15 protein-coding genes are annotated in these 13,275 nt (G+C 34.4%); 6 read left to right on the plus strand and 9 right to left on the minus strand.

Going from position 1 to position 13,275, the window contains the following annotated elements:
• Nucleotides 1-47 precede the first annotated feature (47 nt).
• Nucleotides 48-878: an aldo/keto reductase gene (locus NYE52_RS05065; RefSeq protein ID WP_341192059.1), complete on the plus strand. Its 831-nt coding sequence runs from the start codon at nucleotides 48-50 to the stop codon at nucleotides 876-878.
• 264 nt (nucleotides 879-1,142) lie between these two features.
• Nucleotides 1,143-1,397 carry a GlsB/YeaQ/YmgE family stress response membrane protein gene (locus NYE52_RS05070; protein WP_312099476.1) on the plus strand — a complete coding sequence of 85 codons (255 nt, stop codon included), beginning with the start codon at nucleotides 1,143-1,145 and terminating at the stop codon, nucleotides 1,395-1,397.
• 39 nt (nucleotides 1,398-1,436) lie between these two features.
• Here the strand turns inward: NYE52_RS05070 and NYE52_RS05075 are convergent, their stop codons facing one another.
• Nucleotides 1,437-2,369 (minus strand): RluA family pseudouridine synthase, encoded by a 933-nt coding sequence (locus NYE52_RS05075; RefSeq protein ID WP_341192060.1) that lies wholly within the window; start codon nucleotides 2,367-2,369, stop codon nucleotides 1,437-1,439.
• 176 nt (nucleotides 2,370-2,545) lie between these two features.
• Here NYE52_RS05075 and NYE52_RS05080 point away from each other — a divergent pair, with 176 nt between their 5' ends.
• Entirely contained in the window at nucleotides 2,546-2,953 is a 408-nt protein-coding gene (locus NYE52_RS05080) for a DUF5365 family protein (RefSeq protein WP_341192061.1), read from the plus strand.
• 639 nt (nucleotides 2,954-3,592) lie between these two features.
• On the opposite strand, the gene NYE52_RS05085 is transcribed toward NYE52_RS05080, so the two are convergent.
• Nucleotides 3,593-4,066, minus strand: coding sequence for a thioredoxin family protein (locus NYE52_RS05085; RefSeq protein ID WP_341192062.1), 474 nt, complete (start codon nucleotides 4,064-4,066; stop codon nucleotides 3,593-3,595).
• The gene (locus tag NYE52_RS05090; protein WP_341192063.1) at nucleotides 4,063-4,509 is read right to left on the minus strand and encodes a disulfide oxidoreductase; all 447 of its coding nucleotides are present in this window, start codon (nucleotides 4,507-4,509) and stop codon (nucleotides 4,063-4,065) included. The genes NYE52_RS05085 and NYE52_RS05090 overlap by 4 nt, the downstream gene beginning before the upstream one ends.
• 282 nt (nucleotides 4,510-4,791) lie before the next feature.
• On the opposite strand from NYE52_RS05090, the gene NYE52_RS05095 reads away from it, so the two are divergent.
• A complete protein-coding gene (locus tag NYE52_RS05095) occupies nucleotides 4,792-6,330 on the plus strand; it encodes a GNAT family N-acetyltransferase (protein ID WP_445669092.1) in 1,539 nt (512 codons plus the stop codon).
• A 64-nt stretch (nucleotides 6,331-6,394) separates the two neighbouring features.
• On the opposite strand, the gene NYE52_RS05100 is transcribed toward NYE52_RS05095, so the two are convergent.
• A complete protein-coding gene (locus NYE52_RS05100; RefSeq protein WP_341192064.1) occupies nucleotides 6,395-6,640 on the minus strand; it encodes a YhdB family protein in 246 nt (81 codons plus the stop codon).
• A 204-nt stretch (nucleotides 6,641-6,844) separates the two neighbouring features.
• Between NYE52_RS05100 and NYE52_RS05105 the strand changes: the two genes are divergently transcribed.
• Both NYE52_RS05105 and NYE52_RS05110 read left to right on the plus strand, forming a co-directional pair.
• Nucleotides 6,845-7,846: a M14 family zinc carboxypeptidase gene (locus tag NYE52_RS05105; protein ID WP_341192065.1), complete on the plus strand. Its 1,002-nt coding sequence runs from the start codon at nucleotides 6,845-6,847 to the stop codon at nucleotides 7,844-7,846.
• 25 nt (nucleotides 7,847-7,871) lie between these two features.
• Entirely contained in the window at nucleotides 7,872-8,204 is a 333-nt protein-coding gene (locus NYE52_RS05110; RefSeq protein ID WP_341192066.1) for a DUF3889 domain-containing protein, read from the plus strand.
• Between the two features lie 35 nt (nucleotides 8,205-8,239).
• Here the strand turns inward: NYE52_RS05110 and NYE52_RS05115 are convergent, their stop codons facing one another.
• From NYE52_RS05115 to corA, 5 genes are all read right to left on the minus strand, one after another.
• Entirely contained in the window at nucleotides 8,240-9,220 is a 981-nt protein-coding gene (locus tag NYE52_RS05115; RefSeq protein WP_341192067.1) for an ABC transporter permease, read from the minus strand.
• The gene (locus NYE52_RS05120) at nucleotides 9,213-10,127 is read right to left on the minus strand and encodes an ABC transporter ATP-binding protein (protein WP_341192068.1); all 915 of its coding nucleotides are present in this window, start codon (nucleotides 10,125-10,127) and stop codon (nucleotides 9,213-9,215) included. The genes NYE52_RS05115 and NYE52_RS05120 overlap by 8 nt, the downstream gene beginning before the upstream one ends.
• Complete coding sequence (locus NYE52_RS05125; RefSeq protein WP_341192069.1) at nucleotides 10,120-10,911, minus strand: GDSL-type esterase/lipase family protein; 792 nt, start codon at nucleotides 10,909-10,911, stop codon at nucleotides 10,120-10,122. The genes NYE52_RS05120 and NYE52_RS05125 overlap by 8 nt, the downstream gene beginning before the upstream one ends.
• Nucleotides 10,912-11,106: 195 nt before the next feature.
• A complete protein-coding gene (locus tag NYE52_RS05130; RefSeq protein WP_445669136.1) occupies nucleotides 11,107-11,952 on the minus strand; it encodes a YitT family protein in 846 nt (281 codons plus the stop codon).
• A 207-nt stretch (nucleotides 11,953-12,159) separates the two neighbouring features.
• Nucleotides 12,160-13,107: a magnesium/cobalt transporter CorA gene (gene corA / locus NYE52_RS05135; RefSeq protein WP_341192071.1), complete on the minus strand. Its 948-nt coding sequence runs from the start codon at nucleotides 13,105-13,107 to the stop codon at nucleotides 12,160-12,162.
• Between the last annotated feature and the right edge of the window lie 168 nt (nucleotides 13,108-13,275).

Here is a 13,275-nt window from a genome sequence, read left to right on the forward strand (position 1 = left end):
AAATAAGTGTTATTATATGGATAATTCTGATTTTGGAGGTGTTTTGTTTGGTCAATAGCATCGAACATAAAGTGAAGCTACATAATGGAGTAGAGATACCTCAATTAGGTATTGGAGTCTTTAAAGTAGAAGATGGAGATACGGTTATTCATACTGTAAAAACTGCTTTGGATCTTGGTTATCGTTCTATTGATACTGCCGCCATTTATAAGAATGAAGAAGGGGTGGGTAAAGCAATAAAAGAAAGCGCTGTCTCTAGAGAATCGCTGTTTATTACCACAAAAGTTTGGAATGAAGAGCAAGGATATGATTCCACTCTACGTGCATTTGAAACAAGTTTAAAGAAGTTAGATTTAGATTATCTAGATTTATATTTAATTCATTGGCCAGGGAAAGATAAATACGTAGAAACGTGGAAAGCATTTGAAAGGCTGTATGACGAAGGAGTCGTTAAGGCAATTGGTGTAAGTAATTTTCAGGAACATCATTTAGATCATTTACTTGCAAGTGCAAAGGAGAAGCCAACTGTTAATCAGATTGAACTCCATCCACGACTATCTCAAGAGAAATTAAGAGAGTACTGTCAGAAAAAAGATATAAAAATTGAAGCTTGGTCACCAATTGCAAAAGGTCGCTTAATAAATGAACCAACTCTTAACTATATTGCAAAAAAACACGACAAGACACCAGTTCAAGTTATTTTGCGCTGGCATCTGCAAAATGGACATATAATTATTCCAAAATCCATTCATCCGGAAAGAATAAAAGAAAATGCAGAGATATTTGATTTTCAACTTAGCTTAGTAGAAATGGATCAAATAGATCGATTAAATATGAATGAAAGACTTGGAAGTAATCCAGATGAAGTGATATTTTGATTTCTTGCCCCTTATGTTAAATAAATATGAAGAAAAAATCTATGCCCAATTAGGAAGGGTGTAGATTTTTTTTGAATAATTATCGAAATCTTCCTAACTCAATGAATGTTTTGTTAGGTTTAAAAGAATCAAAGGGTGGTAAATATAAGTACAAGCAGATAGTGAAAAAAACCGTACGGGATAAATAATCTAAGCTGCAGCATGATTTTATTCTTCACTATCTCATTTGAAAAGATAAACACTATAATAAAAGGAGTGTTATATATGGGATTTTTATGGTCATTAATTATAGGTGGTATTATAGGATGGTTAGCAGGATTAATCGTTGGTAAAGATATTCCTGGTGGAGTGATTGGAAATATTATTGCAGGTTTTGTTGGTGCATGGTTAGGATCATTAATTCTTGGAGATTGGGGTCCAACAATTGCAGATTTTGCTCTAATTCCAAGTATTATTGGTGCAGTTATTTTAGTCTTTATTTTAAGCCTAATTATGCGTGGAATGCGTAAAACCACATAAAAAGAAATAGGGGAAATGGGCATTTTAAGCCCATTTCCTTTATTTTGTTTCCTTTAACAACTCTTCCCAATTTTCATCAGGGAATATTGGATGCCTGTCCAATGGAGGAGCAAAGACGGTGATTTCTTCCATGGAGATAGGATGGATGAATTGAATTTTTACCGCATGTAAAGCTTGTCGATCAAAAATTGGTTTTCCGCCATATAGCACATCTCCTGCTAGAGGATGATGAATAGAGCTTAAATGAACTCTAATTTGATGTGTTCTCCCTGTATCCAAAGTACAAGAGATAAGGGTTAATCCTTTGTTTGGTAATTGTTTCATTCGTTTAAAATGGGTGATCGCTGCTTGGCCAGTTTCTGATATTCTTCTCCGGCTTCCGTGATGTCTGTCCTTTCCAATGGCCTTATCAATCGTTCCTTTTTTCTGTGAGAGGGATCCTTGAACAAGAGCGATATAGGTTCTTTTGATTTTCCGTTCCCTCAACATATAATCGAGCATGTTTGCGACTAAATCATGTTTCGCAAAGAGAATACAGCCAGTTGTATCTCGATCCAAGCGATGAATATGCTTTAATTGTCTTTCTTCTCCATTCATTAGCAAATGATAGGCAACTCCGTTTAATAAAGAAGATGCATCTTCTAAAGAATGTGGATGTGTATCAATAGAAGCTGGCTTATTAACAACTAGCAGAAAATCATCTTCATAAAGAATAGATAGTTCCATATAGGTTGGAATTATGTCATTGGGCTGTGGATGAAATAGTTTTATTTTTAAAATATCTTCCTTCGTAAGCAACGTATTCCAAGGAACATTTTGGTTATTTAACTGGATTTTTTTCTCCATTTTAAACAAATGAATTTGTTTTTTGGATGCCAATAAAACCTCTGAAAAAAATGCTTCAATTGATAATCCTTCCCATTGTAAAGGGATTTTGAGTAGAAGCCAGTCTCCCTTTCTTTCAAATATCATATAAAATCTCCTTCACTATTCGATAAATATAAATTAAAAAAATGTCTTAAATTTTACATAGTCATCATATCATGGTTTTAATTACCACAGAAATGGTTTTGGGGGATATGGTAGACTAGTGGTAATACTTTATGTAGTGTAAATTTATATTAGAAACAAAGAGGGTGTCTCATTTCATGAAAGTAGTTTTTGCATCAACACCAACACAAGAGGAAAGAATTGAGGAACTGATTCAAGCCTTTTACTCAAAGATATTTCCGTTCTATTTTACCGATAAGGAAATAAATAAGTTTGAACGATTAAAAGTCCTTGCTATCACTCCAGAAAAAGCACAGCAATTAAGTACATTAAAAACGTCTTATCAAGTAATTGCAAGCCTTCAAACCCTTGTAAATATTTTAGAATCCCCAGAAGATAAACATAAATATAAACATCTATTTGCAAAAAATGTTCGGATTTTAGAGGACTTGGATATCTTTTTCCCATTTGATTTAGACAATTTTAAAATCAACGATAATGGAAATACCTTTAATCAATCAAATTTTAGTATGTACACTGAGGCAAATAATCAGTATTTAGTATAACCTTTTTTATTTGCCTGGCATCTTAGTATTCCTAGTTGGAATAAAAAATAAGCCATCGCTTTTTTTTTACAGTAAAGGGTTTCTTTTTTGGATGCATTCTAATTAAATGATACAAGAATTGACGTATGAATTGGCATACGTCTTTTTCCTTATTTATCAAGGTTTCTACGGAATTCCCTTTACTTTGGCATAGCAATAGATGTCAAGTCTTCTGTCCCTTTGCAGTGCCGTTTTGAGTAGAGGGTCCTGGGATATAAGGTAAAGCACCTGAGTTGTAAAATAGACGGAAAAATTTCGCTTATTTAGTAATTATTATAAAAAAAGGCTTAAATAGACGGAGAGATTCCGCCTATTGACTCGAAAAAAGCAAAAAAGGGAGATTTTGCTTTGTATAATCGGAAAACCTTCCCTTATTTACCCCGAAATAAGCACTATTTTGCAATTAACCGGAAAACCTCCGCTTATTTCCCTTTTGCCGGTTACTCGATTCAGGACAAAACACCTTATTTAAAGGAGAGTGTGTATTCCAAATAAAGAAACTCGCCAATGGCGAGTTTTCCCATTTTATATACCGATAACGATACCACTGTCAAATCGGAACCCTTCGCTTTTTATTGCGACGGCTTATTTTTTGACTTTTTATTTCGTAACACTGTATTCTTCGAGCCATTGTTTAAATACTTCAGGTTCTCTATAGCCGTTGATTCTTCCTACTTCTTCTCCATTTTTGTACTGGACAATTGTTGGCGTAGAATCGATATTGTATTTATCCCAGCCTTCTTCAAATTCCCATAGGTTATATTGATCAATCGATACATTTAAGTCCTCTGCAAGGGGCATTAATTCTGGTGTTGTCTGTTTACAATATATACATTCTGAGCTAAAGAAGTATACGGTAACATCTTCTTCGGTTTTTAATTTCTTCTCGAGTTCGTCAGGAACAATAATATTTTGGTAATTCGGATCATCTAATATTTCCATTGTTTCAGGTTCCAAATCCTCTTTTTTATATAAATTCCCTTCTACTGCTTTTTCTTTTTGCATATTAGATAGAAAGGCTACCCCTGCAAATAAAATAATAATAAAAACTAAGAAAAAAATTACTTTTTTCATTCATTCATCTCCTTTGTTTTTTTCCAAATGATGATGCTACAAGTAAAGATTATGATAAATCCAACAAGTGCCATAAAGGGAATGGTTATAAAGCCTAACCAATTTATGTATTCTCCTGTGCAAGGGACTGGTCCACAAGAGGCAGAACCTTCAAAGATGCTAGCTAATTTTTGTTTGGAATAATGATAAATGGAAATGCATGCGCCAAATCCAGAAAGAATCATTGTGTAAAAGGTGATTTTATAATCTTTTCGTATCACAGCAAGTCCTAAAATAATCACAAAGGGGTACATTAATATTCGTTGATACCAACATAATGTGCAAGGAACAAACTCTCTAATTTCTGAAAAGTATAGGCTACCGAACATGCTGAGGACAGATGCAATCCAAGCTAAGTATAAGAGATGCTCTCGGGAATCTTTCTGCTTTGTTTTTTCTTCCATACGATTCTCCTTTTATTGTCTTTATTCAACTACTTAAAAAACATTTTCATTATAGAAAAAGTATAAAGCTATTTGGAAATGATGTAAACAAACTAGATTTAATGAAAGACAGAGATTATATCTGAAAAAAATGGGGAAATGTAGAAATAGTAAATAGAAAGTAAAATTATCATAAAAATGGCCGTTTTCTATAAGCTTGTTGCTTTATCATTTGCGGGTCATAGCAATAAACTTTACAAAAACAGCTTAAAAAAAGAAACATACATAAGGGAGTCAAAGATTATGCCGAAATTGGATTTAACGAAATTTGAAAAAAAATTAATTATCCGAAATACGGAATACGACGATATTGGTAAAATTATGAAGCTTCAAGCTGAATGTTTTCCAGGCATGGATCCTTGGAAAAAAGATCAATTAAAAAGTCATCTCGATATCTTTCAAGAAGGTCAATTTGTAGCAGAATACGACGGTGAGATCATTGGTTCTTGCTCGAGCTTGATTATTAACTTCGACGAATATGATGCACGACATACTTGGGATGAAGTGACAGACGGTGGATACATCACTAATCATAATCCAGATGGCTATAATCTTTATGGGATTGAAGTAATGGTAGATCCAGCTTTTCGGCGAATGAAAATAGGTCACCGTCTTTATGAAGCAAGAAAAGAACTAGTTCGGCAATTAAATTTACAAAGTATTATTATTGGTGGCAGGATCCCGAATTATTATAAGTATGAAGATCAAATGACAGCTAGAGAATATGTGCAGGAAGTGCTGCATCATAAAATATATGATCCTGTTTTGTCTTTTCAGCTAATTAATGGTTTTACATTAATGCGCATTAATACAAACTATTTGCCAGACGATGCACAATCGAAAAGCTATGCGACGATTATGGAATGGAACAATGTAGAATATATGCCAAAATCAAAACGCTTTTTCACAAGTAGCTATCCGGTGCGGATTTGTGTTGTTCAATATATGATGAGACAAATATATAGCTTTGAGGATTTCGCTAATCAAGTAGAATATTATACAGATGTGGCATCCGATGCTGAATCAGATTTTGTTGTGTTTCCAGAGCTGCTTACTTCTCAATTGATGTCTTTTATGAATGAACGTGTTCCAAGTACTGCCATTAGAAAAGTTACGGAATATACGGAGCAATATATTGAGCTTTTTACAAATTTAGCGATTCGATATAATATCAACATTATTGGTGGATCTCATTTTGTGAAGGAAGATGATGATGAGATTTATAATATTGCGTATCTTTTTAGAAGAGATGGGACCATTGAAAAACAATATAAACTACATATAACACCGAATGAGCGAAAATGGTGGGGGATAAGACGAGGAGATGCTATAAGGGTTTTTGATACAGATTGTGGGAAAATAGCGATACAAATTTGTTATGATATTGAATTTCCAGAGCTTGCTCGAATTGCAACAGATATGGGAGCGAAAATTATCTTTACTCCATTCTGTACAGAAGATCGCCAAGGTTATTTACGGGTTCGCTATTGTGCACAAGCAAGAGCTGTAGAAAATCAAATTTATACCGTTATTGCAGGGACTGTGGGAAATTTACCTCAAACTGAAAATATGGATATTCAATATGCCCAATCAGCGATCTTTGCTCCATCCGATTTTGAATTTGCAAGAGATGGGATTGTTGGTGAAACAAACCCTAATATCGAAATGGTTATGATAGGTGATGTAGACTTAGAAATCCTAAGACGTCAACGCCAAGGAGGAACCGTTCGCCAATTAAAAGATAGACGATTTGATGTTTATCGGATTGAGTATAAGAAGTAAGAAAATGCACAGTGTAAAACCACGGCCAAAAGCCGTGGTTTTTTGGTGGAATTCTTTTGAAAAATTACATAGTGGTTGTGTGAATCCAGTCATCCTCCGCTAAATCGTTGGCGTGGTCGATATAGCGTAATAATGAATATAAATGTTTTTCTATGACAGAATAATCATGTTCAAAGTTATAGGCGTGTAGAAATTGTTCAATTTTTTTTGAGAGAAAGTTATCCTGGGTTCTTACCATTAATATAAGAAGATTATCCCATTCTGATCGATGAGTATAGTAAAGGGCACGATCATAATCTGTGTTAGTCATTTTAATGCCTCCTTATGTGGGAAGGAGATGATTTTATTATATGAAGAAAGGTCATAATGTTACCCACTAAAAGTTGGCTATATTGATTTAAAAGGGTTTTCTATTTTTACCTGTATAATTTCTAGTGGCAGAAAAATGAGAAATTTTCCTAAATGTGAATAAGGAATACTACACATCCACAATATAAAGAAAAAAGGGGTTATTATGAAAAGGCGACTTATTATTCTATTGACAACTTGCTTATTTCTACATCCTTTTCCAAAGGAATTTCGTGCGGAATCGATTATTGATGCTAGTAAAGTGTATACATACGAGGACTTCCAGGATGACGTTTGGATTTTGAAAAGTAAGTATAAAAAACAACTACAGGTGCATACGATTGGAAAATCAGAGTTCGGTAGGAAGATCTACGCCATTCAGATAGGAGAAGGTGAGAAAAGTGTCCTCCTTTCTGGGGCACATCATGGAAGAGAATGGATTACTTCTTTGCTAACAATGAAAATGGCAGAGGATATTGCAGTTAAAATGAAAAATGGAGATCATTTTCTTAGTTCTTATTCTATCTGGATTGTACCGATGATTAATCCAGATGGAGTGACCATTCAGCAAGGGAGAATTAATAAATTTCCGTTTTTCTCAAAAAGAAAAATTAAGAAAATGAATGGCGATTCAAAGGATTTTACACGTTGGAAGAGTAACGGATTAGGAGTGGATCTTAATCGCCAATATCCTGCTGGTTGGGAAAACTTAAAGAATTCGAAAAAAGAGCCATCCTATAAAAATTATAAAGGGAAAGCCCCATTTGAGGCAAAGGAAGTACAAGCCATCGTTGAGTTGACGGATAAAATAAAGCCAACCATTGCAGTTGCTTACCATTCGTCAGGCCAGGAGATTTTTTGGCAATATAATAATGGGATGAATGAAAAAAGAGATCGGACAATTGCAGAAATACTTGCACAAGAAACGGGATATAAACTTGGGATACCTCCTAAATATGCCATTGGAGGGGGATTTACAGATTGGTTTATTTCTACTTATCATTTGCCGGCATTCACAATAGAAATATGTCCATTGGTAAATGAACGAAATCCATCCTTAACAAATTTTGCAGAAGCATGGGAAAGAAATAAATCCATTCCAAAAACGCTAATCAAGGAAGCAAAAAAAATAGATGCGATACATAAAAAATTGCTTGGAGATAAATAATAAGAAAAAAATATTGGAGGTATTTATGAAAACAAGATCCTTATCGATTCTTATTGTGAGTGTCACGGTTTTAATTTTGGCATTTATGTTTCCGTCTCATAATGAAGCTGTTCAAGAATTAGATTATCAAAAATTCGGTTCTATCGCGATTGCAGTAGTAAAAGCGGATTATCCAGAAGAGTCTGTGACAGACTACAAATATTTAGGAAGAAAAAAAATCTCTGCACAAGAAGAACAAGATTCCTTTCAATTTGTTGTAAAAGAGAATGGAAAAGAAAAAACAGTTGTTGTTATTATTAATCATCGAACAAAAGATGATAAATTTATTTCTCTCATAGTAGAAGAAAAGAATCCATAAAAAAGGCCGAAAAGGTCTTTTTTTATGGATTCTTTTTAATAAATATCTTTCTTCGTAAAGACAAGGAAAGAGATAATAGCTCCGGCGACTCCCCAAACAGTAAGAACCATGAGGGAAAATGGCAGGGACATTCCTTCAATTGGTGGAATATTTCCTTGTAAATAATCTGTTAATCGCAGATTCACCATAAAAAAGTACTTTGCAGATTCCCAAGAAGATGCTATCGAGCTAATGATTGATCCGGAAATTAAGAATGCCAGCATTGCTCCCATGCCTGCAGCCGTACTTTTAATAATCACGGAAAACATAAAGGAAAGGGTACCAACTACAACAGACACAAACCAACCAAGTCCAAAAATCATTAAAATATATTGCCATTGTGGTACTAAATGGACATTTGCAGTATTTAATTCACCAGCTTCCACAGTAAAACCAGTTAATATGGGAGCGGTCCAACCAGCATATCCAAAGAATAGACCGGAAATAAGATAGGAAAATAATCCAAAGATAAATAAGACAAAAGAAACGGAAAGAATAAGCGTTATATATTTACTTAAAAGGATTTTCCAGCGCCTTACCGGTCTTGTCAGTAAAAGCTTAATGGTACCAAGACTTTTTTCAGAAGAAACAAGATCCGCTGAAATAATCATTACCATTAAAGGAAGAAGGAGCTGGATGGAATTATCAAGAAACACACGTAAAAAGGTGGGAGCTCCTGGATCTTGTGGATTGATATTATTATCGAGATAATACTGACTTTGATCAATCCGAACCTTTAATTGTGAGCGGAATTCTTCAGAAATCCCACTTGAACCGATTCTATTTTGCATATCTACTATGGATTGCTGTAAAGTGACTCGCCAATCAGCATCCCCAATTCTTTTTTTGACGTTTTCCATTTCTCGATGCTGTGCATAAGTAAACATGGTAATCATTATTCCGATGATAATCGTTACAACTAATAATCTTTTACTTTTGACGAGCTTTAGCATTTCATTATAGATAAGTTTATTCACCGGAGGAGTCACCCCCAGTAAGCTCTAAGAATAGATGCTCAAGAGACGGGATTTGTCGATTCATTTCTTTAATGTTTACATTCGCCTCCATCAATAATCGACTCCAATTGGAAACTTCCTCTTCTAAAAAAGGCGTGATAACCATCTCATCCTGAACAAGGACAGAAGGAGTAAGCTTCTTCAAGATTTCTACTCCTTTTTCTATAGGAGTAAAACGCCAAATTAATTTCTCATTTTGTGTTAGTAAAGTATGTACTGATTCGGTGTGGATGATTTTTCCGTTTAAAATAATCGATACACGATCACATAAAAGTTGAATCTCGCTTAATAAATGGCTTGAAACTAAGACACTTAGCCCTTCTTCCTTTGCAAGAAAGCGAATAAACTGCCGCATTTCTCTTATTCCAGAAGGATCTAATCCGTTGGTTGGCTCATCCAGTATTAATACTTTAGGTCGGCTTAATAGTGCTTGTCCAATTCCAAGTCGTTGGCGCATACCAAGGGAATATGTTTTTACCTTGTCATGAATGCGATTCGTTAATCCGACTAATTCTACAACTTCTGCAATTCGTTTATCATCTGTATTTGTTAGCATTCTTGCAAAGTATTGGAGGTTTTCCCAGCCAGTTAAATATGGATATAATTCAGGGTTTTCTACAATACAGCCTAAGCGCTCCATGGCCTTTGAAAAATTCTTTTTAACATCATAACCACAAATGGATATTTGACCAGATGTTGGTTTTATTAATCCAACTAGCATTCGAATCGTAGTCGTTTTACCTGCACCATTGGGACCAAGAAATCCAAACACTTCACCACTTTTTAATTCAAAGCTAATGTCTTTAATAATGTCCCGTTTTCCAATTCTTTTTGTTAAGTGTTGAACAGATAATGTAATCTCATTCATTGTCATTTACCTCCCAGGAAATAAGGGATGCTACTCGTTCAGCCATTAGTTGATACCCCTTTTTATTTGGATGGAAATGATCCGAATATAAATATTGCTGAACATTCTGCTGAAAAATATCATATGTAGGCACAAAAATAGTTTGGGCATAATTGGCGCATATCTCTGCAGTTGCATTGTTCCAAGTGCGAACTACTTGAGAGGTCAATGCACTGTTTTCTAAATCGTTAAAAGGATTGTATAATCCCATTATATAGATGGGAGCTTCTTTGTTGACGGAACGAATCGTAGTTAGAATAGTATGCAAATATTTGGAATAGCTTTCGATTAATTCATTTATGGAATCTTCCTTAATCTCAGTGAGGGATTGTCCACCTTGAAAAAGATCATTACCTCCTATTGTAATAAAGAGCAGGTCAGCACTCTCCGTTTGTCTTTGTATTTCCTGCTCGGTTAATTGCTTGGCTAATTTATCCGTTGTTAATCCTTTTATTCCATAGTTAGAAATCGTGATTTCCTCTTCCGTTTTTTCAGCTAAAGCTTCTTTTAAATAACCGACATACCCTTTACCAGTATCATCACCTGTACCTCGTGTAAGCGAATCACCGAAAGCTAAAAGGCGTATACCATCTGACTCTATCTGTTCTTGTATTTTCTCCGTTGTTTGAAGAGTTGTATCTGGATGATTAGAATAATCCACTAACACCCATCCTAAGCCAATTACCCATAGTAAACAAACGATGCTTGATAATGTTAAGATAGAAACAGTTATGTTTTTTCGCAAATTAGAACCTCCTAACAAATGAAATTTTTCACAAAAACAAAGATAAATAAACCTATCATTGCAATTCTTTTTTCACTCAGGTTTATATAAGGGAGATAATAACATAGAAAAGGATTTACAAGAAATGAAGCGAGAAGGAGAAGCCTAAAAAAAGAGCTGTATCATATTTTTAGGCAATTATGATGTAAAAAATTATTAATGAATGTCTTTTTTCTTAAATCTTCCACCCCGAACTTCGGAAATATTTGCTACTGCTAGAAATGCTGTCTGGTCTAATTCTTCTATAATCGTTTTAAGCTTTGCCTCTTCTAAGCGATTAATGACGCAAAAAATGACTTTCTTGGTATCGCCTGTATAAGCGCCTTCTCCTTTTAAATACGTGACGCCGCGTCCAAGTCTAGCTAGTATCGTCTCTCCTATGATTTCGGATTGATCACTAATAATCCATACAGATTTTGATTCATCCAAACCGGCTATTACAATGTCAATTACTTTAAAAGCAATAAAGTAGGCGATTAAGGAATACATAGCTCGATTCCAGGAAAAAACAAATCCTGCACAAATAAAGATAAACACATTAAAAAACATAATGATTTCCCCAACGGAAAAAGGACTTTTTTTACTAAATAGGAGGGCTAATACTTCTGTTCCATCAAGGGAGCCGCCAAAACGTAGAACAATCCCAACCCCGATTCCGAGAATGATCCCGCCAAAAACAGTCGCGAGAAGTAAATCAGAGGTGAAAACAGGCACATCATGCAATAAAATGGTAGTTATAGAAAGAACGCTAATTCCTAGCATAGTGGATAGGGTAAAGGTTTTACCAATTTGCTTGTAGCCGATGTAGAAGAAGGGAATATTAAGTAAAAAGATAAAATAGCCTAGCTTTGCGCCAGATAAGTGAGAGAGAATAATGGAAATTCCAACAATTCCTCCATCCAATATTTGATTTGGAACAAGAAATTCTTCAATCCCAACGCCCATTAAAATACTACCGATAATAATGAAAAATATCCTGCTCGCTAAAACTCTTTTTGGCATAATTTTATGCTGCGGTTTTTCTAGAAAAGCCTCTGTTTGAATATTTGATGACTCCATCATCAATCCCCCCAATATTAGAAATTCTATGTGAAAATGTTCAAAACTAATAGACAGATAATTCTATTTTATCATACTAGTTTTGAAATAGATGCTTCAAAGCTTTGTGTTTCTAATATAATTAGTAGCTTAAAAGGAAAAATTCGAGCTTTACTTAAACCATCCTTTTCTTTTGAACAATATAAACATGCCTATTACTATAATTGCCATAAGAAATAATAGCCCAAAGTAGCCATATTTCCAATGAAGCTCAGGGATATTTACAAAGTTCATCCCGTATAACCCGGCTAAAAAGCTAAGTGGCATAAAAATGGTTGTTATAACGGTAAGGATTTGCATAATTCTATTGGAATGATGGGAATTGTAGGATAGGTAGCTATCTCTTATATCTGTTGTCAATTCACGATTTGATTCAATCAGTTCACTGATTTTTAATAGGTGATCATAAATATCAGAATAATATTCTCTTTTCATTAAGAGAGCAGATAATTTTTCGGTATTAATCATTTTATAGACCAAATCTTTCATCGGAACGACCGTATGACGTAAGGAGAGAAGCTGATGCCTAGTTGAAAATAATTCATCAAGCAAGGCTTCCATTGTTTTATTAGCAGGATTTTCATCGATCACGGCTAAAGAATCTTCAATCTCATAGACAATGGGAAAATAATTATCTACAAGATGATCTAAAAGCTGATAAAGAACCGTATATTGCGTCCAAGTGCCAATATCTTCACTTGCTAACAATTTGTTTACCGCGTTTACTTCAACGGAAGCATGATGATGGAAGGTAACGATAAAATTTTCCCCTAAGAAAATATTGAGTTCGTCTTTTTTAATTGTTTTTGGATTTAAACAATGTGTTACAAAAAAAGTATATGTTTCAAAATAGTCTATTTTAGGGCGTTGTAAATTGTGGAGACAATCTTCTATCGATAAAGGATGAAATCCAAAAGGATGATGTAATTTCTCAATTTCTTTATCATGTGGCTGATCAAAATCAACCCAAAACCATTTATAATCTCCGTCTAAAATTTCTTCAATGGAAAGATCAGAGATTAACTGATTATTCTTTGTTATAGCTAGAGAATGAATCATAACAATAACTCCTTTATAGTGGGTGTTATTAAATAGAATAGTTTATCCCACTCTTAATGGACAGTAAAACGACTCTCACTTGCAAGTTTTAAGAGAATGCGTGGAAGATAGGTGGTAGATCAATTGTCCGTAAAGGTCCGAATGGTTCCACTAACTATCAGTGGGGGA

It is taken from the genome of Niallia sp. FSL W8-0635 (assembly GCF_038007965.1).
Classification (GTDB): domain Bacteria; phylum Bacillota; class Bacilli; order Bacillales; family Cytobacillaceae; genus Niallia.

Coding starts and splice junctions, on each gene's coding strand:
- NYE52_RS05070 (WP_312099476.1), top strand. CDS start 1,143: ATGGGATTTTTATGGTCATTAATTATAGGTGGTATTATAGGATGGTTA.
- NYE52_RS05075 (WP_341192060.1), bottom strand. CDS start 2,369: ATGATATTTGAAAGAAAGGGAGACTGGCTTCTACTCAAAATCCCTTTA.
- NYE52_RS05080 (WP_341192061.1), top strand. CDS start 2,546: ATGAAAGTAGTTTTTGCATCAACACCAACACAAGAGGAAAGAATTGAG.
- NYE52_RS05085 (WP_341192062.1), bottom strand. CDS start 4,066: ATGAAAAAAGTAATTTTTTTCTTAGTTTTTATTATTATTTTATTTGCA.
- NYE52_RS05090 (WP_341192063.1), bottom strand. CDS start 4,509: ATGGAAGAAAAAACAAAGCAGAAAGATTCCCGAGAGCATCTCTTATAC.
- NYE52_RS05095 (WP_445669092.1), top strand. CDS start 4,792: ATGCCGAAATTGGATTTAACGAAATTTGAAAAAAAATTAATTATCCGA.
- NYE52_RS05100 (WP_341192064.1), bottom strand. CDS start 6,640: ATGACTAACACAGATTATGATCGTGCCCTTTACTATACTCATCGATCA.
- NYE52_RS05105 (WP_341192065.1), top strand. CDS start 6,845: ATGAAAAGGCGACTTATTATTCTATTGACAACTTGCTTATTTCTACAT.
- NYE52_RS05110 (WP_341192066.1), top strand. CDS start 7,872: ATGAAAACAAGATCCTTATCGATTCTTATTGTGAGTGTCACGGTTTTA.
- NYE52_RS05120 (WP_341192068.1), bottom strand. CDS start 10,127: ATGAATGAGATTACATTATCTGTTCAACACTTAACAAAAAGAATTGGA.
- NYE52_RS05130 (WP_445669136.1), bottom strand. CDS start 11,952: ATGCCAAAAAGAGTTTTAGCGAGCAGGATATTTTTCATTATTATCGGT.
- corA (WP_341192071.1), bottom strand. CDS start 13,107: ATGATTCATTCTCTAGCTATAACAAAGAATAATCAGTTAATCTCTGAT.